The 19,727-nt window shown below is 66.4% G+C and carries 15 protein-coding genes; 7 read left to right on the top strand and 8 right to left on the bottom strand.

Annotated features, from left to right (window positions below):
- Nucleotides 1-529 precede the first annotated feature (529 nt).
- Nucleotides 530-1,342, top strand: a complete 813-nt coding sequence (locus tag CFB41_RS28790; RefSeq protein ID WP_089458798.1) for a hypothetical protein — start codon at nucleotides 530-532, stop codon at nucleotides 1,340-1,342.
- 32 nt (nucleotides 1,343-1,374) lie between these two features.
- Here the strand turns inward: CFB41_RS28790 and CFB41_RS28785 are convergent, their stop codons facing one another.
- Nucleotides 1,375-2,643, bottom strand: coding sequence for a lipoprotein-releasing ABC transporter permease subunit (locus CFB41_RS28785; RefSeq protein WP_089458797.1), 1,269 nt, complete (start codon nucleotides 2,641-2,643; stop codon nucleotides 1,375-1,377).
- 68 nt (nucleotides 2,644-2,711) lie between these two features.
- On the opposite strand from CFB41_RS28785, the gene CFB41_RS37805 reads away from it, so the two are divergent.
- From CFB41_RS37805 to pbpC, 3 genes are read left to right on the top strand one after another with little or no spacing between them, the layout of a single operon-like run.
- Nucleotides 2,712-2,927 (top strand): hypothetical protein, encoded by a 216-nt coding sequence (locus CFB41_RS37805; RefSeq protein ID WP_144029970.1) that lies wholly within the window; start codon nucleotides 2,712-2,714, stop codon nucleotides 2,925-2,927.
- A gap of 2 nt (nucleotides 2,928-2,929) precedes the next feature.
- On the top strand, nucleotides 2,930-8,929 hold the full coding sequence (locus CFB41_RS28780; protein ID WP_089458796.1) for an MG2 domain-containing protein: 6,000 nt from the start codon (nucleotides 2,930-2,932) through the stop codon (nucleotides 8,927-8,929).
- A 54-nt stretch (nucleotides 8,930-8,983) separates the two neighbouring features.
- Nucleotides 8,984-11,398, top strand: a complete 2,415-nt coding sequence (pbpC, locus tag CFB41_RS28775; RefSeq protein ID WP_089458795.1) for a penicillin-binding protein 1C — start codon at nucleotides 8,984-8,986, stop codon at nucleotides 11,396-11,398.
- 34 nt (nucleotides 11,399-11,432) lie between these two features.
- Here the strand turns inward: pbpC and CFB41_RS28770 are convergent, their stop codons facing one another.
- Nucleotides 11,433-12,647, bottom strand: a complete 1,215-nt coding sequence (locus CFB41_RS28770) for an MFS transporter (protein ID WP_089458794.1) — start codon at nucleotides 12,645-12,647, stop codon at nucleotides 11,433-11,435.
- Nucleotides 12,648-12,983: 336 nt separating this feature from the next.
- Here CFB41_RS28770 and CFB41_RS28765 point away from each other — a divergent pair, with 336 nt between their 5' ends.
- Complete coding sequence (locus CFB41_RS28765; RefSeq protein WP_256941248.1) at nucleotides 12,984-13,667, top strand: alpha/beta fold hydrolase; 684 nt, start codon at nucleotides 12,984-12,986, stop codon at nucleotides 13,665-13,667.
- On the opposite strand, the gene CFB41_RS37800 is transcribed toward CFB41_RS28765, so the two are convergent.
- Together CFB41_RS37800 and CFB41_RS28760 are read right to left on the bottom strand one after the other, a co-directional pair.
- Nucleotides 13,664-14,206 (bottom strand): hypothetical protein, encoded by a 543-nt coding sequence (locus CFB41_RS37800; RefSeq protein WP_105749933.1) that lies wholly within the window; start codon nucleotides 14,204-14,206, stop codon nucleotides 13,664-13,666. The genes CFB41_RS28765 and CFB41_RS37800 overlap by 4 nt on opposite strands.
- Nucleotides 14,207-14,403: 197 nt before the next feature.
- Nucleotides 14,404-14,742: a helix-turn-helix transcriptional regulator gene (locus tag CFB41_RS28760; RefSeq protein WP_011354126.1), complete on the bottom strand. Its 339-nt coding sequence runs from the start codon at nucleotides 14,740-14,742 to the stop codon at nucleotides 14,404-14,406.
- A gap of 79 nt (nucleotides 14,743-14,821) precedes the next feature.
- Here CFB41_RS28760 and CFB41_RS28755 point away from each other — a divergent pair, with 79 nt between their 5' ends.
- Nucleotides 14,822-15,721, top strand: a complete 900-nt coding sequence (locus CFB41_RS28755; RefSeq protein WP_089441733.1) for a hypothetical protein — start codon at nucleotides 14,822-14,824, stop codon at nucleotides 15,719-15,721.
- A 207-nt stretch (nucleotides 15,722-15,928) separates the two neighbouring features.
- Entirely contained in the window at nucleotides 15,929-16,159 is a 231-nt protein-coding gene (locus CFB41_RS28750) for a hypothetical protein (protein ID WP_089441800.1), read from the top strand.
- Between the two features lie 97 nt (nucleotides 16,160-16,256).
- Here CFB41_RS28750 and CFB41_RS28745 read toward each other — a convergent pair whose 3' ends face one another.
- The 4 genes from CFB41_RS28745 to CFB41_RS28730 all read right to left on the bottom strand — a co-directional run bounded on the left by CFB41_RS28745 (nucleotide 16,257) and on the right by CFB41_RS28730 (nucleotide 19,627).
- Nucleotides 16,257-17,264 (bottom strand): aldo/keto reductase, encoded by a 1,008-nt coding sequence (locus CFB41_RS28745; RefSeq protein WP_089458792.1) that lies wholly within the window; start codon nucleotides 17,262-17,264, stop codon nucleotides 16,257-16,259.
- Nucleotides 17,265-17,314: 50 nt separating this feature from the next.
- Entirely contained in the window at nucleotides 17,315-17,641 is a 327-nt protein-coding gene (locus CFB41_RS28740; protein WP_039369463.1) for a carboxymuconolactone decarboxylase family protein, read from the bottom strand.
- A gap of 131 nt (nucleotides 17,642-17,772) precedes the next feature.
- Nucleotides 17,773-18,666, bottom strand: a complete 894-nt coding sequence (locus CFB41_RS28735; protein WP_089458791.1) for a LysR family transcriptional regulator — start codon at nucleotides 18,664-18,666, stop codon at nucleotides 17,773-17,775.
- Between the two features lie 82 nt (nucleotides 18,667-18,748).
- Nucleotides 18,749-19,627 (bottom strand): alpha/beta hydrolase family protein, encoded by an 879-nt coding sequence (locus tag CFB41_RS28730; protein WP_179243756.1) that lies wholly within the window; start codon nucleotides 19,625-19,627, stop codon nucleotides 18,749-18,751.
- Between the last annotated feature and the right edge of the window lie 100 nt (nucleotides 19,628-19,727).

Below are 19,727 nucleotides of genomic sequence, written 5' to 3'. Positions count from 1 at the left end.
CCGGGTGCTGCCTCGGATGAAACGGAACTGCACCTTCGAAAGCGCCGGGCGCGATGCCCGGGTGTCACGGCCGGTGTCGACGCGCGTCACGCATCGCGCAACCCGGCGAGCGTCGGAGCGATTGCATCGCCTCGACCGGAAAGCGTCAGCGCGGCGGCTGATTCGGGCCGCCCGGTCGAAGCGAGGCCGGCGGCACGACATGAATACAGGAGTGCGAATCAAATGCGGGCATGCCCGATCTTCCTTCAGGTTTCAGATGAAACGGAACGGCACGATGCGATGAGGCGGGGATGGTACGAACGGCGGTGCTGCAACGGCAGGAAAGCGCGACGCGAGTCGGCGGGGCCGGCCGGAATGCTTTCCGGAAGCTTGCGCAAAACTTATCTCAGTGAAATCTCGGTGTCAAACTTTTTTAGTTTGAGTCAAACAAAGTTTTAAAGCGTGCGAGGAGACGGACCGGCGATCGGTCTAAATTTCCGGGCAATCCGTCCGTAAACGGTAAAAAGCGGATTGAAAGGAGAGAGAGGGCATGACGACTTCAGTCACGGCAGCGAGCGGCCTTTCGCTCGTGCAGATGGCGCAGCAGGCTGCGCTCGACGGAGGCCGGCAGACGGCCGCGGCGGCCGGGCAAGCGCAGGACACGCCGATCACCATCCGGGCGCTGGACCAGGACGCGATGCACGCGGCGCGCATGAAGCAGATGTCGATCCTGGGCAACCTGTCGACGAAGCTGCGCGACGTCACCAGCCAGCTCGCGACGAGCCTGCACGAGATCATCGCGAAGCGGCCGGAGCTGGCCGACGCGCAGTTCGACTTCATGACCGACAACGGCCAGATCAAGGTCGTGTCGAAGACGATGACGGAAAGCGATCGCGCGTGGGTGGAGTCGACGCTGAACGCGAACGCGGGCCTCGTGCTCGCGACGCGCGCGTTTCACCAGCAGGCCATCGACTTCGCGGAGCAGGGCGCGGCCGCCGTCGGCGAGACGTTCACGGACGATGATCGCAAGGTGGCCAGCCAGCGCGCCGACGCGGATTTCCGCTTCATGAAGGAGATGAATGCGTCCGTCGCGCGCAACCGGAAGTTCGACGAGGCCGGCGGGCATTTCACCACGCAGGACGGCACGCGGCTGGCGTTCGATCAGTCGGCCGGCACCGCGCGCGGCACGCTGGCGCTGCTGGATACCGACCGCCAGTTGTCGTCGGGTACGGCGATCTTCGTCGACGATTCCGGGCAGAAGACCTACGGCCGGCGTGCCGGCCTGATCGACGTCGGCTTCGGGGAGGCGTTCGAGAACATCCTGAACGGCCGCAACAGCATCGGCTTTCACGAGATCGCGTAGCCACGCGCGTCACGGAGCCCGACGCCGCGCGCCTATTCGTCGCGCAGCGCCTCGGCCGGCCGCACCCGCGCGGCGCGCCAGCTCGGGTAGAGCGTCGCGACGCACGACATCAGGAATGCGGCCGCGGCGATCTCGATCACGTCGGTCGCCGCGAGCTTCGACGGCAGCGAGCTGAGGAAGTACACGGACGGTGTCAGGAAGCGGATGCCGAGCACCTGCTCGATCGCGGGCAGCACCCACGGGATGCTCACCGCGATCGCGCAGCCGAGCACGACGCCCGCGAGCGTGCCGGCGAGGCCGATCGTCATCCCCTGGATCGCGAAGATCTTCATGATCGACCCGGGCGGCGCGCCGAGCGTGCGCAGGATCGCGATGTCGCCCTGCTTCTGGGTGACGGTCATCACGAGCGACGACACGAGGTTGAACGCGGCGACCGCGACGATCAGCATCAGGATCAGCGACAGCATGCGTTTTTGCAGCCGTTCGGCCTCGAACCACGTGCGGTTCTGCCGCGTCCAGTCGCGGAGATAGAGGTTGCCCGACAGCGTGCGCGACAGTTCCAGTGCGACGTCCGGCGCGCGCTGCAGATCGTCGAGGCGCAGTCGGATGCCGGTCGGCGCACGCACGTTGAACAGCGTCTGCGCGTCACGGAGGTGGATGTAGGCGAGCGCGCTGTCGTACTGATAGTGGCCCGACTCGAACGTGCCGACGACGTTGAACTGCCGGAACCGCGGCAGCGCGTCGCCGATGCGCGCGGTGTTGCCGGGCGCGAAGAACGTGATGCGGTCGCCGATCTTCACGTGCAGCGCGTCGGCCAGCGCCGAGCCGAGCACGATGCCCATCTCGCCCGGCACGAGCGCGTCGAGCCGCCCGGTCTTCAGCTTGCGCGCGATCTCGGACACCCGCGGCTCCAGCACGGGATCGATGCCGCGCAGCGCGACGCCCGTCACGCTGCCCGCGTTCGTCAGCAGCGCCTGTGCGTCGACATAGGGCGCGACGGCGCGCACCGCCGGATTCTGCAGCGATTCGTGCGCGGTGAGCCGCCAGTCGGGCATCGCGCCCGTCGGCGAGAAGATTTCCACGTGGGCGAGCACCGACAGCATCCGGTCGCGCACTTCGGTCCGGAATCCGTTCATCACCGACAGCACGACGATCAGCGCGGCGACGCCGAGCGCGATGCCGGCCATCGCGGCGCCGGCAATGAACGACACGAAGCCGTCGCCGGCCGAGCGCCGGCCGCCGCGCGCATAGCGCAGCCCGATCTGCCATTCGAACGGGAGTTTCAAGCGGTTTCCTTTCATTTCGATTCGATCCTGCCGAGCCGCGCATTCTAGCGAACGCGGCGCCGCCGTGTGCAGAGGTTGCGCCGTTGACGACCGAGATCCGCCCGACCGGCCGGTCATCGGGCGGCGTTGCGCGCCGGCACACCGATATTTCCATCGTTTCGGGTCTGATCGATAATGGCGCCGAGCATCCGGTCGAACATACCAAGCAATTACGGCGCAACCGGGCCGCGCCGTCACAGACCCATAACAATTCGGGGAAGGTTGCCGCACCCGGCAGCATGTCCTTGACAAGGAAATAACAATGGATTTGCTGCGTTTCCTGCTGCTCCTGCCGATTCGCGTGGCGGGCTTCGTGTGGTGGCTGCTCGGCTGCGCGCTGCGGCCGCTGGTGGGCGACGTGTCGTGGACGGCGCCCGCATGGATGGGCGTGACCGCCGCGGCCGTGCGCCGCCGCCCGTGGCACGCCGGCGGCCTCGTGCTGCTCGCGGCCGCGCTCGGCTACGGCGGCTACTGGTTCAAGCATCGCCCGAAGCCGCCCGAGCCCGCGACCGTCAGCTTCACCGTGAAGGCGCCGGCGATCACCACCTACGAGGTGGACGACACCGACAAGCCGAAGATCACCGTGCATCCGCTCGAAGTCATGTTCGCGCAATCGGCGGCGCCGATCGAACAGGTCGGCAAGCCGGCCGGCGACGGCATCGAGATGACGCCTGCGCTGAAGGGCGCATGGGAGTGGGCCGACGACAAGACGCTGCGCTTCACGCCGGCGGCCGACTGGCCGGTCGGCGCGCACGTCGAGGTGCGTTTCGCGGTGCACCGGGTGTTCGCGCCGCAGGTGCTGATGCACGACGACCGTTTTGCTTTCGACGTGCCGGCGTTCGCCGCGACGGTCGGCAACAACGAGTTCTACCAGAACCCCGACAATCCGGCGGAGAAGCAGGCACTGCTGCAGTTGCGCTTCAACTACCCGGTCGATCCCGCCGAGTTCGAGAAGCGCATCGGCCTCGTGCTGGTCGGCCGCGACGGCAAGAAGACGACGCCGCTGCGCTACACCGTCAGTTACGACAAGATGAAGACGAGCGCTTGGGTCCGCTCGCAGTCGCTCGAGATCCCGCTCAACTCGATGGCGGCACGGCTCGACGTCGACAAGGGCGTGAAGAGTGCGCGCGGCGGCAACGGCACGCCGGACGTGCTGCATGCAATGGTCGACGTGCCGGGGCTCTACAGCCTGTCGATCGACAACATTGCGCCGACGCTCGTCGACAACGAGCGCTACGAGCCCGAGCAGGTGCTCGTCGCGGAGGCTTCCGACGGCGTGCGCAGCGCCGACCTCGCCGCGCGCGCCAAGGCGTGGGTGCTGCCGAAGCGCAAGCCGGGCGTCGACCAGTCGGACGACGATCCGCCGTACGAATGGAACGTGGCCGACATCAGCGACGCGGTGCTGAAGCAGTCGAAGCCGCTGCCGCTCGACGCGGTACCGACCGAGAACGACTACGCGACGCTGCAAAGTTTCAAATATCACGCGACGCCGGGCGATCGCATCTTCGTGCGGTTCGCCGAAAACCTGAAATCGGCCGGCGGCTACCTGCTCGCCGAGCCGGTGACGACCGCGTTCACGGTACCCGACTATCCGAAGCTGCTGCGCTTCATGGCCGACGGCTCGCTGCTGTCGATGAGCGGTAGCAAGCGGCTGTCGGTCGTGTCGCGCAACCTGCCGGGGATGAAGGTCGAGATCGGCCGCGTGCTGCCCGACCAGCTTCAGCATCTCGTGAGCTTCAACAACGGCACGTACGCTCGGCCCGAGCTGTCGTATTCGTTCAGCGAGGATCACATCGTCGAGCGCTTCGTGCAGACGCGCGCGTTCCCGGCCGGCGACCCCGGCAAGGCGCACTACGAAGGCATCGATCTCGGCCAGTACCTGAAGGGCGGCAAGCGCGGCGTGTTCCTGCTGCACCTGACGAAGTACGACCCGGCGGCCGAGAAGAAGGCCGACGATGCGAAGGACAGCGATGCGTCGTCCGGCGACGGCAGCCAGGATCAGTCGGACAACGCCGATTCGGGCGACAGCAGCGGCAATGGCGACGACAACGACAGCGCGCTCGGCGACACCCGCCTGATCGTCGTGACCGATCTCGGGATGCTGGTCAAGAAGGCACTGGACGGCAGCCAGGACGTATTCATCCAGTCGATCCGCACGGGCAAGCCGGTTGCGGGCGCAACGGTGTCGGTGCTCGCGGTGAACGGCCAGGCGCTGTTCACGCAGACCACGAGCGCCGACGGCATCGTGCATTTCCCCGCGTTCAAGGGGCTCGACCGCGAGAAGCGGCCGCAGCTGTATGTCGTGAAGAAGGACGCCGACCTGTCGTTCCTGCCGGTGGCCGGGCGCGACCGCCAGCTCGACTTCTCGCGTTTCGACGTCGACGGCGAGCGCAACGCGACGGGCCAGGGGCAACTGTCCGCGTACCTGTTTTCGGATCGCGGGCTGTATCGGCCCGGCGATCCGTTCCACATCGGCCTGATCGTGCGCGCGGCGAGCTGGGCGCGCAGCCCGGCCGGCGTGCCGCTGCAGGCGGAGATCGTCGACCCGCGCGGGATCACCGTCGAGCGCAAGCCGGTGACGGTCGATGCGACCGGCTTCACCGAGCTCGGCTATACGACGGCCGAAACCGCGCCGACCGGCACGTGGACGGTCAACCTTTACATCGTCAAGGACGGCCAGCCCGGTGCGGAGCCGATCGGCAGCACGACGGTGCAGGTGAAGGAGTTCCTGCCCGACCGGATGAAGGTCGACGCGAAGCTGTCGCAGCAGGTCGTCGAAGGATGGGTGAAGCCGAAGGGCCTGAAGGGCATCGTCGATGCGCAGAACCTGTTCGGCACGCCGGCGGAGAAGCGCCGCGTCGCGGCGACGCTGACGCTGCGCCCGGTGTGGCCGTCGTTCCGCAGCTGGCAGGGCTATCACTTCTTCGATGCCCGCCGCGCGAAGGAGGGCTATACGACGACGCTGCAGGACGGCACGACCGACGACAAGGGCCATGCGGAGTTCGACCTCGATCTCGACAAGTACGCGGACGCGACCTACCAGCTCTACTTCCAGGCGAAGGCCTATGAAGCGGAAGGCGGGCGCAACGTCGCCGCGAACGCGCAGACGCTCGTGTCTAACAACGACTGGCTCGTCGGCTACAAGTCGGTCGACGATCTCGGCTACGTGAAGCGCGGCAGCCCGCGCACGGTGCGGCTCGTCGCGATCGATCCGAACGCGAAGGCGATCGACGTGAAGGACCTGCGCGCGCAGCTCGTCGAGGAGCGCTACGTGTCGGTGCTGACCAAGCAGGATTCCGGCGCGTATAAATACGATTCGCGGCTGAAGGAAGTGCCGGTCGACGACAAGCCGCTGGCGATTCCGGCGGCCGGGCTCGACTTCACGCTGCGCACCGACAAGCCGGGCAGCTATGCGCTCGTGATCCGCAACGCGGCCGGCGCCGCGGTGAACCGGATCGAGTATTCGGTCACCGGCGACGCGAACGTCACGCGCTCGCTCGACCGCAACGCGGAGTTGCAGGTGACGCTCGCGAAGCACGACTACAAGCCGGGCGAGCAGGTCGAGATCGCGATCCGCGCGCCTTACGCGGGCAGCGGCCTGATCACGATCGAGCGCGACAAGGTGTATGCGCACGCGTGGTTCCATGCGGACACGACGAGCTCGATCCAGCACATCACGGTGCCGGCCGGTTTCGAAGGCAACGGCTACATCAACGTGCAGTACATCCGCGATCCGTCGTCCGATGAAATCTTCATGAGCCCGCTGAGCTACGGCGTCGTGCCGTTCTCGGTGAACCTCGACGCGCGCCGCAACGCGGTATCGGTCGATGCGCCGGCGCTCGTGAAGCCAGGCGACACGGTGAATTTCACCGTGCATTCGGCGAAGCCCGCGAAGGTCGTCGTGTTCGCGGTCGACGAGGGCATCCTGCAGGTCGCGCGCTACAAGCTCGGCGATCCGCTGAAGTTCTTCTTCCGCAAGCGGATGCTCGAAGTCGGCACGTCGCAGATCCTCGACCTGATCCTGCCGGACTTCGAGAAGCTGATGGCGATGGCCGCGCCGGGCGGCGACGCCGACGATGCAATCGGCCGCCAGTTGAACCCGTTCAAGCGCAAGCGCGACAAGCCGGTCGTCTACTGGTCGGGGATCGTCGACGTGAACGGCGACACGCGGCTGAGCTACACCGTGCCCGACTATTTCAACGGCAAGCTGCGCGTGATGGCCGTGTCGGTGTCGCCGGACCTGGTCGGTACGTACGAAGGCGCGACGACCGTGCGCGGCGATTTCGTGCTGTCGCCGAACGTGCCGACGACGCTTGCGCCGGGTGACGAGGCCGACGTCAGCGTCGGTGTCGCGAACAACCTGACGGGCGTCGGCAACCAGCCGGTGCCGGTCGCGGTCACGCTGAAGACGGGGCCGCAGTTGCAGGTGATCGGGCCGGCCACGCAGAACGTCGCGCTCGCGCCGCAGCACGAGGGTGTCGCGATGTTCCGCGTGAAGGCGACCGACACGCTCGGCTCGGGTTCGCTGTCGTTCGGCGCGCGTTATGGCGCGAAGGGCGCGCAGCAGCGCGTCGACGTGTCGGTGCGGCCGGCCGCCGCGTTCCGCACGCAGCTCGACATCGCACGCCTCGATCCGGGCAAGAAGGCGAGTGTGCCGAACCTGCGGTCGATGTACGACGCGTATGCATCGCGCGACGCGAGCATTTCCACCGCGCCGCTCGTGCTGTCCGAAGGGTTGTCGTCGTATCTCGTCAACTTCGAGCACACCTGCAGCGAGCAGCTGGTGAGTGCGGCCGTGCCGCGCGTGTTCGCGGCGAAGTGGCTGTCGGTGCGGGCGCTGACGAGCGCGATGCATGCGACCGACGCCGGTGCCGACGCGACGAACGCGGCGGCGATCACGCAGTTCCTTGGGGTGCTGCGCAGCCGGCAGAACGCGCAGGGCGGCTTTGGCCTGTGGAGCGCGACGCCGGACGCCGATCCGTTCGTGTCCGCGTACGCGATGCACGTGCTGCTCGATGCACGCGAGCGCGGCATCGCAGTGCCGAAGGACACGCTCGACGCGGCCAATCAGTATCTGCAGAAGCTCGCGGCGAACGATTCGCTCGGCTCGCTCGACCTGCTGCGGCAGCGCGCGTACGCGGTGTATCTGCTGACGCGCCAGGGCAACGTGACGACCAACAGCCTCGCGGCCGTGCAGAAGCGGCTGCAGGATGCATATCCGAACGACTGGAAGAACGATCTCGCGGCCGCATGGCTTGCCGCGTCGTACCAGCTGCTGAAGCAGGACAAGGAGGCCGCGGCGCTGATCGCGGGCCCGCAGGCGCTGCTCGAGCGCAAGCGCGCGTCCGACGGCGGCGACGTGACGGGCTACTACCTGGATCCGTTGACGCGCGACGCGAGCGTGCTGTACCTGATCGCGAAGCACTTCCCCGAGCGCGTACGCAAGCTGTCGCCGCGCGCGATGGACAACCTCGCCGCGCCGCTCGTCGACAATCGCTACAACACGCTGTCGTCGGCGATGACGATCCTCGCGCTCGATGCGTACGCGGCGTCGAGCGCGGGCCAGCTCGACCAGCTCGCGATCGACGAAGTGCGCGCGGGCGCCGCGCCGAAGGACGTGTCGTCGATCCAGGCGAATCTCGTGCGTTCGGGCACGTGGTCGGCCGGTGCGTCGCGCGTCGACTTCGTGAACGGCAGCACGCTGCCTGCGTGGTGGATCACGAGCCAGTCGGGCTACGACCGCGGCACGTCGACGAAGGCGATCAAGAACGGGCTGGAGATCGTGCGCGACTACACCGGTACGGACGGCAAGCCGCTCGACAAGATCACGGTCGGCCAGGAGATCGACGTGCACCTGAAGATCCGTGCGACGGGTTCGGCGAGCGTCGGCAACATCGCGATCGTCGATCTGTTGCCGGGCGGCTTCGATCCGGTCATCGCGCCGCCGCCCGTCACCGACACGCAGGAGGGCGACAGCAACGGCGACGGCGGCGCGTCGGCGCCGGTGGCCGATGCACCGTGGCGTTCGCCGATCGGCGTGAAGGGTTCCACGTGGCAGCCGCAGTTCGCTGACGTTCGCGAGGATCGCGTGGTGATCTACGGCACGGCGACGACCGACGTGCGCGAGTTCGTCTACCGGATCAAGGCGAGCAATGCGGGCCGCTTCATCGCGCCGCCGGCCTACGGCGAGTCGATGTACGACCGCCGCTTGCAGGCCCAGGCGCCCGGCGGGTCGACCCTGACGGTGGAGCGCGTGCGATGACGATGAGGTTGCAACGTCGTTGCCGGCCGCGCCGGGTGCGAGGAGCGCCCGCGCGTGGCTGACGACGTTTCGGTGCGTCGGCGCGTGCTGCACGGCGCCGGCCGCTGGCTGCATCGCTGGCAGAACTGGATCGCCGGCGTGCTGCTCGTGTTCGGCGTGCTGGCCGCGTGCCGGCTGTGGCCGCATCCGCCGCTGCGCGACTGGAAGCCGTCATCGGTTGCGGTAACCGACGCACAGGGCCGCTTGCTGCGGCTCACGCTCGCGAAGGACGATCGCTACCGGCTGTGGGTGCCGCTGGACCGGATGTCGCCGCAGCTCGTCGAAGCCGTGATGCTGCACGAGGACCGCTGGTTCTGGTGGCATCCCGGCTTCAACCCGTACGGGCTCGCACGCGGCGCGTGGATCACGTACGTGCGCGGCGGCAATCCGCAGGGCGGCTCGACACTGACGATGCAGCTCGCGCGCTCGCTGTGGCGGCTGAACACGCGCACGCCGGGCGGCAAGCTCGAGCAGGTGGTGCGCGCGGTGCAGCTCGAACTGTTCTATTCGAAGCGCCAGATCCTCGAAGCGTATCTGAACGATGCGCCGTACGGCCGCAACGTCGAAGGCGCGGGCACCGCGAGCGTCGTCTATTTCGACCGGATGCCCGACGCGCTGACGCTGCCCGAGGCGCTCGCGCTTGCGGTGATTCCGCAGGACCCGGCGCGGCGGGTGCGCGGCGGGCAGGACGAGATCAACCGCGCGCTGACCGCGTCGCGCAACCGGCTGTATGCGCGCTGGCTGACGAAGCATCCGGGCGATGCGTCGCTCAAGCCGCTGTTTGCGTTGCCGCTTGCGATGCGGTCATTGTCCGCACTGCCGTTCGATGCGCCGCATGCGGTCGACCAGGCGCTCGCCGCGCGCAACGCATGGCGTACGAACTCGAGTGCCGCGACGAACGACAGCGACACCGACGCGCGGCTCGTGACGACGCTCGATCTCGACCTTCAACGCGCACTCGAACGGCAGATCGCACGCTATGTCGCGCGCAACGACACGCGCGGCGTGCGCAACGCGGCGGCGATCCTCGTCGATACGCGCGACATGGGCGTGAAGGCGCTCGTCGGCTCCGCGAACTTCTTCGACCGCACGATCGACGGGCAGGTGAACGGCACGCTTGCGCGGCGCTCGCCGGGATCGACGCTCAAGCCGTTCATCTATGCGCTCGGCTTCGACCAGGGCGTGCTGCATCCGCAGACCGTGCTGCGTGACGTGCCGACCGCGTTCGGCCCGTATGCGCCGGAGAATTTCGACGGCCATTTCCTCGGGCCGATCACCGCGACCGATGCGCTGAACCGCAGCCGCAACGTGCCGGCCGTGTGGGTCGCGTCGCAGCTCAAGTCGCCTGACTTGTACCGGTTCCTGCAGGAGGCCGGCGTGCGCCGGCTCGCAAGCGCGCAGCACTATGGGCTTGCGCTGGTGCTCGGCGGCGGCGAAGTGACGATGCAGGATCTCGCGGCGCTCTATGCGATGCTCGCGAATCGCGGTGAGTTCCGGCCGCTGCGGCTGCGCGCGGACGAACCGGCGCTGCCTGGCAAGCGCCTGTTGAGCGCCGAGGCGAGCTACATGACGATGGACATGCTGCGCCAGCATCTGCGCCCCGACGAGACGAGCGGCGCGCAGCCCTCGAGCGTGCCCGTCTACTGGAAGACCGGCACGTCATGGTCGTTCCGCGATGCGTGGACGGCCGGCGTGTTCGGCCCGTATGTGCTGGTCGTGTGGGTCGGCAACTTCGACAACTCGACCAACACGGCGTTCGTCGGCGTCGATGCGGCCGCGCCGCTGTTCTTCCAGGTCGTCGACGCGCTGAATGCCGAGCGCACGCTCGTCGAGCCGCCGCGCGCGGTGCCGCCGAAGCTGAAGCGCGTGCGGATCTGCCTCGCGAGCGGCGACTTGCCGAACGAGTGGTGCCCGCAGCAGGGCTGGACGTGGTTTATTCCGGGCACGTCGCCGATCCGCGTGAGTACCGTGCACCGGCCGGTCGTGATCGACGATGCGACGGGGAAGGCCGCGTGCCCGCCGTATGACGGCAAGCGTACGCATGCGGAGATCTTCGAGTTCTGGCCGTCGGATTTGCAGCAGGTGTTCGCGCAGGCCGGCATTCCGCGCCGGCGGCCGCCGCAGAACGCGGACTGTCGCGACGCGGGGCAGATCGAGGGCGATCCGCCGCGCATCACGTCGCCGCTGCGCGGCAGTACGTATGCGATGCGCGTGAAGAGTACGGAGGAGACGCGCATCGCGTTCAACGCGACGGCCGATGCGAGCGCGCATGCGCTGTACTGGTTCGTCAACGATGCGTTTGTCGGGCGTAGTGCGCCGGGCGATGCGCTGTTCTGGCAGCCGCGGACGGCTGGGAGCTATACGGTGCGGGTGGTCGACGATCACGGGCGCAGCGATCAGCGGCCGCTGGCGGTGGGGTTGGAGCAGTAGGTGCTGTATCCGTATCCGTATCGCGCGTTCGTGGTCAGCGTGCCGTGACCGGTGCGTTGTCGCGGCGCAGACTCGTGTGAGTGAGCATCAGCAAGTTGATGACGACGACGGCGATTGTCGCGACGATCATCCCGTTCACGCCGACGTGGGTCACCAGTACGCCCGCTACGTACGGAAATCCAAACAGGCCCGTGAAGTAGGCGATCGTGAAGACCTGCGAGCTTGCTGATGCGGACAAGCCCTTTTCACTGGCGAGATTGACCGCCATGCCGTTCAAGGTGGAATAGCTGAGTCCGTAGCCGATCGCGAAAACGAACGAGCCGGTCACGTACAGGATTTCACTGCCCGGATTGGACACGAAGAGAACCAGCGCCAGGAGCGTCGTGGCGAACAGCGTGAAGGCGAGCTTTCGGACCGGCAATCGGCTGATCGTCTGCGCCAGCGTGAACCGGCAGAAGACGGTCGTCAACGTGAAGGTCACGAAGAAGAGATCAGGCGACAGGTGGCGCGACTCCGCATAGATCGCCTGAAAATTCGATAACGCGGAAAAGACGCAGGCGGCAAGTCCGATCATGATGATCGGCAGGCGGGTGACGTTGCGCAGGATTTCAGCCACGCGCGCGGCCGTCAGGCCGGTTGCATCTGCGGGCGGGTGCGGTAGGCGTTCCGTCTGTTTTCGGACAATCGAAAATACGACGGCTGCAACCACGCAGAGACACGCGAGACCGGCATAGACGATGGCATACGACCCGAAGCGGCTGGCGATGAAATGGCCCATCGGTGACGCGAGACCCAGCCCGACCATTTGACCACCCGAGAGCAAGGTCAGGTACTTGATCCGTGCTGAGGGGCTGACGTGATGAATGATCTGAAGCGGTGCGAGTATGTAGAAGGTCGACCATCCCATTCCCAGAAGCAGGCCGCCGATGAATGCGATCCTCAAATCGCGCGCTGCGAGGCTGAATGCGAGCATGGAAAGCGCCATGACGGGAGCGGCCGCGACGATCGTCGACATCAAGCCGATTCGTTGTGCTACCCATCCCGCGACGAGGGAGCTGACGATCATGGTGAGGATGCCGGTCGAGATCACCGCGCCTGCCATCGACGAATCCAGGCCGCTCTGACGCAAATGCTCGGAAAGGAGGAAGCTGGCGCCGTAGGCGGCGGCCAGTGCGATGCTGGCGATGAGGAATGGAACGAACGTGGCAGCGGCGAGTGAAGACGGAAGCGGGTCAGCGGATGTGTTCATGGAATTGGCGTCCCGTTTTTATCGCCGCCGTGATGCCTCGAGCGGGCCGGATTTCGTTGATCGTCTTGTACCCACCTACGGCGTGCGCAAGGCCCTCCGGATTGTCTGATCCCGAGCCTGACGGGCATTGTGTTTTAGGTAGAAGCACGATGAAATGTACAGTGAAGCCGATTTTCTTCTGCACAGTACATGTCGTTGCTCATGAGCCTGGGCTCAGGAACTTGAAGTCGACCAAGATTACGTTGGATGGTTTCGAAACGCGATCCACTACCTGCCTGAGTCATTCCGATGTTGCTACCGCTCATATTTCTACCCGCGATGCCGTGCGACGCTCGCATGTATGCCGATCAGGTCGACGCGCTGAAGGATCTTGTTTCACCGACAGTGAAGATACTGGCGCAACCGACATTCGCCGAGAGTGCCGAGCAACTCCTTGCATCGACAAGCAGTGCGTTCATTCTTGCGGGCACGGCATACGGCGGATGTCTCGCGATGGAAGTGCTCGCGAGAGCGCCGGACCGCGTTCGTGGGCTCTGGCTGATGAATTGTCAGCCGGGCGTTCATCCGGATCCGGACGCCGGTCGTGCCACCAGCCGGCGCATTTGTACCGGAGAGCACGAGCGGGTCATGGCGGAGTTCGCCGAGCAGGCAATCCCGGGGCACGACGGCACGTCACGGGCTGCATTCATGCAGATGGCCCGCGATGCCGGGGCGGATCAGTTTGCACGTCAATCTGATGCCACGCTGACGCGCTCGGATCATTGGTCGACGCTTGCGGCGAGCAAAGTGCCTACGTTGCTCGTCTGGGGGGCCGCCGACCGTTTTGTTCCCGTCGACGTTGGCCGGTGTATCGCCGGCGTGATGCCACATGCGCGATTCGAAGCGATAGAAGGGTGTGGTCATTTCCCGACGCTGGAGCGGCCGTCGCGATGCACGGCGATTGCGCGTGAGTGGTTGTTGGAATCGGTGCTTCACATCTTGTCGATCAGAGACCAGACGAAACCCGCGAGTGATGGCTAACCTGCATCAACAGAAAGGCCGCGTAACCGCAGTGTCTTGCACACCGTGTCTAACACCGCGTCGTTATCCCGCGCTCCGACGAAATAGCGCTCGTTGCCGAGCGCGTCCATGCCGGACTGAAGGGCGAAAATCGGAGTGACCTGATTTTTGACGGATCCTTCCAGATAGTAGCTATACCCGTTATCGCGGTCCGCGGATGAATAGACGCATTGGTAACCGCCAAGCCATTTGCCGAACGACCGGCTAACGCGGTAAAGCGCAGGGTAGAGTTTTCCGAGCGCGCTGGTAAGAAAATGAACTTCGCCGACCGTCCATAGTGCGCCACGAGCCGTTCGAGGGGGGACGATCGTAACGATTGGCGACTTCTCCGCGTCGACTTCACCCTCCTCCCCATATTGCAGCCCTCCAAGGTGCGCAAAATACAGAACGATGTGTTGTGCTGCCGCGATTTCTCGCGGTGGTTCCGGCAGTTCACGGAACCATGTCAGAACAGCATCGCTGTCGCTTGGGGCGGAGATAAATCGATACGATGTGCCCATTTGGTGGGTAGGGTATGCGGGTTGACAGTCGATAGTATCTTGCGCGAGGCGTTGATCGGCGAAACTGAACCCATGCTCTTTCGGGGGTGCGGGCTGGCCGCTTCGGGGCGTCAAGCGACATCCACCGCAATCTCCGATGTGCCTTCTCTTCGTTCCGGTGCCAGCCGCTGCAGTGCATAAGCAGCGCACCACCCCCATCACCCATCATCCGCCTTCGCCTGCAGCCCCTTCAACCCCTGAATCACGACCAGCAGCGCGCGCCCGTGCTCATCCGACCCGTCCCACGCGTCGACGATCGCGTCGCGCAGCAGGTCGTTGTACTGGCGGCGCGACGGCCCGGTATCGACACCATAGAAACTGCATAGCTTATTGAATGGCGCGCTGCGGCGCAGCCGATGCCCGTTCGACAGCCTCAGGCGCGATACGGTCGGCTGGCTGACCCCGGAGAGTCGCGCGATTTCGCTGGACGAGCGTGTATCTGCCATCAGGCGGCGCAACAGGTCTTGAACGGGAAAATCTTGGTCCGGGGCTTCCATGCGATGCATTATACCTATACAGTTACGGCTGTTGAATGGGCTTGCTGTCACCAGCGAGGCTGTATCCCCGAGAAAGTTGATGACACTGAAACACCTCCCACCCACGTTCTGCTGGACCAAGATCGGTACCGAGTCCGGCGAGGATTTGCCGACCGTCGTGCTCCGCAAGGAATGGGAGCGCCGGCTCGGGGGCGGGCGTTTTCTGTGGGGCATCAACCAGCCGCTCGGCAGCAGCGCGCAAGTCGCCGCGCATCGCACGGGCTCGCTGCTCGCACTGTTTTCGCCGGTCGCATCGCGCCCGCGCGCGGGCGAGCGCAAAGACATGCTGCTGTGGAACGCATGGGTCGACGCAAGCGGGCAGGTGCGGCCGTTGCCGCCGCACACGTTCATCGCCAGCCGCTCGACCTTGCCGTCGGGCCGGCGCCGCGAACAGCACTACGCGCTCGTGTGCGCGTCGTCCACCGCGCTGACGGTCGGCACGCAATTGCGCGTGTTTCCCGATCACCTGCGCAGCGTGAGCACCGGCCAGCCGCTTGGTGCCGCCCAGGGCGCGGCCGTGGTCGATTGCGTCGGGCGTGCGAAGGAGCAGACGGGCAAGAGCTATCCGCTCGCGCTGTCGGTCGAACTCGAAGCACCGTATTTCGTGCGGCTCGCGCAACCTTGCGTGCTGAAGGCACGCGATCTCGCGGAAGTGAACAAGGCCACCCGTGCGGGCGATTTCGATCGCTTCGTCGAGCTCGTCGCGCGCTTGCGCGGCCGTTCGCCGACGGACGCCGTGCGCGGCGTCACGCGCGATCTGTTCGACGTGCCGCCGATCGAAACGGCTGCCGCGTATGTTGCGCCCACACACGTGGCGCGATTGCGCAACCGGCCGGCGGCCGAGCATCCGCGTGATCTCACCGGCGACCTGTTCGACCTGTCGCCGGGTGAAGCCGCCGCGTTCGCGGGCCTTGCGCATCCGCGTATCGGGCGCGCGTGACGAAACGCGCGCAGCGGATCGCGCAAGAATTTGTTGCAATCTCGCCATAGCGGAGCGGCGAGCGCAGAGAGACAATCGGCACGAAGCGCGCTGCGCGGCGGCCGATGCGTCGATACTCGATGGGTCGTGGTTCACGCCGCCGACATGCGCACCACGCACACTGAGCGTCGGCGTGCTTCACACTGCAACCCTGAGGGAGAAGTGTCGATGTCGACCCACATCTGTTCGCGGGAAGCCCGGGCCGCGCAGCGCTTCGTCGAAGCCACGCGCAACGTCGATCAGGCGTTTCGCGCCGTGCGCGGCGAAAGCGACGACGACGTTTCGTCGGCCGAATACGCACGCGCGATGTCGCGCCTCGATCGCGCGCTCGACGAGCTGGCGCGTGCGCAGGAATTTTTCGATCGCGTCGTCAGTGCCGACACAGCGCACGACAACTGATCGCGCGGCATATACGTGAAAGCGCGTCGGGCGACGCGCATTCATCTTCATACCGGGCATCGCGCCCGGCATGTCATTCAGTCATCCCGTTCCGACTTCAAACTTTGCGGCCTTCGACCGGATAGCCGGGATCGGTATAACCGTGCGTCGAGGCATGCCCGGGCGGCACGAGCGCATCGACGAACCGTTCGTCGTCCGGGCCGAGTTCGAGTGTCAGTGCATCGATGTAGCTGTCCCAATGCGCTTCGGTGCGCGGCCCCGCGATCGTCGAGCTGACGATGCGGTTCTTCATGACCCACGCGAGCGCGAACGCAACCGACGTCGTGCCGCGCGCGGCGGCATGCGCGGCCACCTGCTGTGCGATGTGCAACGATTCGGGTCGCCATTCCGTTTGCTGGATGCGACGGTCGCCGCGGCCCGCGCGTGAATCGGCGGGCGGCTGCGCATCGACTGCGTATTTGCCGGTCAATACACCGCGCGCGAGCGGGCTGTACGGCACGACGCCGATCCCGTAATGCGCGGCGGCCGGCAGTTGTTCGACCTCGGCCGTGCGATCGACGAGGTTGTACAGCGGTTCGCTCGCGACCGGGCGATCGATGCCGAGCTGGTCCGCGAGCCGCACGATTTCGGCGATGCGCCAGCCCTTGAAGTTCGACAGCCCGAAGTAGCGCACCTTTCCTTGCCGGATCAGGTCGGCGATCGTGCGCATGCCTTCGTCGAGCGGCGCATCGGTCAGCGCGCGATGGAAATAGAGGATGTCGATGTAATCGGTACCGAGCCGCTTCAGGCTCGCGTCGACCGATTCGACGATCCATTTGCGCGACTGGCCCTGCCGGTTCGGCCCTGCGTCCGGCCCGGCCGGATAGCCGAACTTCGTCGCGACGACCCAGCTGTCGCGACGCGATGCAATCGCGCGGCCGACGACTTCTTCCGAGCGGCCGGCGTGATAGACGTCGGCCGTGTCGATGAAGTTGATGCCCTGGTCGAACGCCTTGTCGATGATGCGCGCCGATGTCGCTTCGTCGGTCTCGCCGCCGAACATCATTGCACCGAGGCACAGCGGCGACACCTTGAGCGCGCTGCGCCCGAGATAGCGGTAATCCATGAAGGCTCCATGCGGGCGCGTGCCCGCCGGTTGAATGAAGGGCGCGGCGCTTACACGCCGGCTTCGTCGAACACGCGCTGCGCGATCGTCAGCGCCGAGCTGGCGGTCGGCCAGCCCGAGTAGAACGCGAGGTGCGTGATCGCTTCGACCAGTTCGTCTCGCGTGAGGCCATTGTCGAGCGCTTTCTTCAGGTGGAACGGCAGCTCGTTGACGCGATACAGCGACACGAGGCTCGCGACCGTGACGAGGCTGCGATCGCGCGGCGACAGGCCGGGGCGCTGCCACACGTCGCCGAACAGCACGTTGTCGGTGTAGTCGGCGAGGGCGGGGGCGATGGCGCCGAACGCTTTGCGTGCGGCGGAAGTCGGTTCGGACATCGAGGGCTCCGGGAAGGTGGGGAACACCGTCGATGGTAGCCACCGATGCGTCTATCGATAATCCCCGCCAATCCGCATGCACTTATCGACCCGATTCATGAATCGCGGCGCATGGGCGGCGCATGGTCGGCTCATGCACGATAGCGCAGCGCCTCGACGATCACCGCGAGCGCGCGCGACGACTGCCGCCGGCTCGCGTAGTACAGGTGATGACCGGGGAACGTCGGGCAGCAGTCGGCGAGCACGCTGTCGAGGCGGCCGGCGGCGACATGCGGCGCCGCGAGTTCGGCGGGCACGTAGGCGAGGCCGTAGCCCGCGAGCGCCGCATCGAGTGTTTCGTAGGTGCCGTTGAAGGTGACCTGCCCGTCGACGCGCACCTGCAGTATGTCGTCCCCGCGCGCGAGCTCCCATGCGTACAGCGCGCCGTGCGTCGGCAGGCGCAGGTTGATGCAGTCGTGCGCGATGAGATCCTGCGGCGACACGGGGCGCGCGCGTTCCGCGAAATACGCGGGCGCGCCGACGATCGCCATCTTCATGTCGGCCGAGATGCGTACGGCGATCATGTCCTTCGCCACCTGGTCGCCGAGCCGCACGCCGACGTCGAAGCGTTCCGCGACGATGTCGGACAGCCCGTAGTCGTTCACGAACTCGACCTTCAGGTCGCGATAGTTGCGCAGGACCGGCGCGAGCTTCGGCCACAGCAGCGTGCGGATCACGAAGTCGGTCGCGTTGATGCGCACGGTGCCCGCGGGTTGGTCGCGCAGTTCCGCGAGCGCGGTCAGTTCGGCCTCGATTTCGTCGAAGCGCGGCGCGAGGTTGCGCAGCAGACGCTCGCCCGCTTCGGTCGGCGCGACGCTGCGTGTCGTGCGCGTGAGCAGCCGCACGCCGAGGCGCGTTTCGAGCGAGCGGATCGTATGGCTGAGCGCGGATTGCGAGACGCCGAGCTGAGCGGCCGCCCGCGTGAAACTGCGTTCGCGCGCGACGGCGATGAAGGCGAGGAGGTCCGCAAAGTTGTCGCGCGGCATGGCGGGTGTCGGGTGGTCGAGGCCCGCGCATCGTACCACCGGGCTCGCCGGGCCGCGTCGCGGCGCCGCGATGCGGCGCGCGTCAGCCCGCCCGCGTCATGCCCGGCGCACGGGGCGCGGGATGGTACGCATAGCCGCGCTGCTGGAACGACGTCGCGAAGAACCGCATCTGGTAGCGGATCGCATTCGCCCAGTAATCCCACGTATGGCCGCCCGGCCGTTCCGCATAGTCGTGCGGCACGCCGAGCGCGACGAGCCGTTCGTGCAGCGTGCGGTTCGAGCCGACGAACGCGTCGTCGCGGCCGCAATCGATCGTCAGGTCGAGATGCGCACGCACGAACGCGCTGGCGCTGGCGACGATCACGTTGCGATCCCAGAACGACGGATGGCGGCCGGGGTCGCCGAATACGTGGTCGATGCCCGGCTCGTCCGCGCAACAGCGCGGATCGACCGCGCCGCTGATGCTGCCGACCGCGCCGAACGTGTCGGGCCGGTCGAGCGCGATGCGCAGCGCGCCGAAGCCGCCCATGCTGAGCCCGGTGATCGCGCGGGCGCGTTGCGTGGCGATCGTGCGGAAGTGCAAGTCGATGTACGACACGACTTCGTCGCCGATGAAGGTTTCGAAGCGGCTGCCCGAGTCGAACGGGCTGTCGATGTACCAGCTCTCGTGCCCGCCGTCGGGCATCACGAGGATCACGTGGTAGCGGTCGGCCAGCGCGGCAATGCGCGTGTTCGACGTCCAGTCGGTGTGATCGCCGCCCGAGCCGTGCAACAGATAGACGACCGGATAGCGGTCGCCGTCGCGGGTGCCGCGCGCATAGGCGTCGGGCAGCACGACGGTGGCCTTGAGCGTCTCGTTCATCGCGGCGCTGGGAATCGCGACGACCCGCGCGTGGAAGGCGAGAGCAGGGCCTGAAATGGCGACCAGCAGAAGTAGCCAGAAGGCGCGTGCCAGGTACATCGATCCTCGCATGTGTCGACCCCATCCGGCGCCGGGCGCCGGGAAAACCCTGTTCGGACGACTCTAGCAACCGCGCCTTTCAACCATATTTCGGCGAATC

The organism is Burkholderia sp. AU33803, assembly GCF_002223095.1.
GTDB lineage: Bacteria > Pseudomonadota > Gammaproteobacteria > Burkholderiales > Burkholderiaceae > Burkholderia.
This window is presented reverse-complemented; position numbering and strand designations above follow the sequence as displayed.

Excerpts from the sequence above, each read along its gene's own strand:
- CFB41_RS28750 (WP_089441800.1), top strand. The coding sequence starts at position 15,929 with ATGTCGACCCACATCTGTTCGCGGGAAGCCCGGGCCGCGCAGCGCTTC.
- CFB41_RS37800 (WP_105749933.1), bottom strand. The coding sequence starts at position 14,206 with ATGGGCACATCGTATCGATTTATCTCCGCCCCAAGCGACAGCGATGCT.
- CFB41_RS28770 (WP_089458794.1), bottom strand. The coding sequence starts at position 12,647 with ATGAACACATCCGCTGACCCGCTTCCGTCTTCACTCGCCGCTGCCACG.
- CFB41_RS28760 (WP_011354126.1), bottom strand. The coding sequence starts at position 14,742 with ATGGAAGCCCCGGACCAAGATTTTCCCGTTCAAGACCTGTTGCGCCGC.
- CFB41_RS28790 (WP_089458798.1), top strand. The coding sequence starts at position 530 with ATGACGACTTCAGTCACGGCAGCGAGCGGCCTTTCGCTCGTGCAGATG.
- CFB41_RS28745 (WP_089458792.1), bottom strand. The coding sequence starts at position 17,264 with ATGGATTACCGCTATCTCGGGCGCAGCGCGCTCAAGGTGTCGCCGCTG.
- CFB41_RS28735 (WP_089458791.1), bottom strand. The coding sequence starts at position 18,666 with ATGCCGCGCGACAACTTTGCGGACCTCCTCGCCTTCATCGCCGTCGCG.
- CFB41_RS28785 (WP_089458797.1), bottom strand. The coding sequence starts at position 2,643 with ATGAAAGGAAACCGCTTGAAACTCCCGTTCGAATGGCAGATCGGGCTG.
- CFB41_RS28755 (WP_089441733.1), top strand. The coding sequence starts at position 14,822 with ATGACACTGAAACACCTCCCACCCACGTTCTGCTGGACCAAGATCGGT.
- CFB41_RS28780 (WP_089458796.1), top strand. The coding sequence starts at position 2,930 with ATGGATTTGCTGCGTTTCCTGCTGCTCCTGCCGATTCGCGTGGCGGGC.
- CFB41_RS28740 (WP_039369463.1), bottom strand. The coding sequence starts at position 17,641 with ATGTCCGAACCGACTTCCGCCGCACGCAAAGCGTTCGGCGCCATCGCC.
- CFB41_RS28765 (WP_256941248.1), top strand. The coding sequence starts at position 12,984 with ATGTATGCCGATCAGGTCGACGCGCTGAAGGATCTTGTTTCACCGACA.
- CFB41_RS28730 (WP_179243756.1), bottom strand. The coding sequence starts at position 19,627 with ATGTACCTGGCACGCGCCTTCTGGCTACTTCTGCTGGTCGCCATTTCA.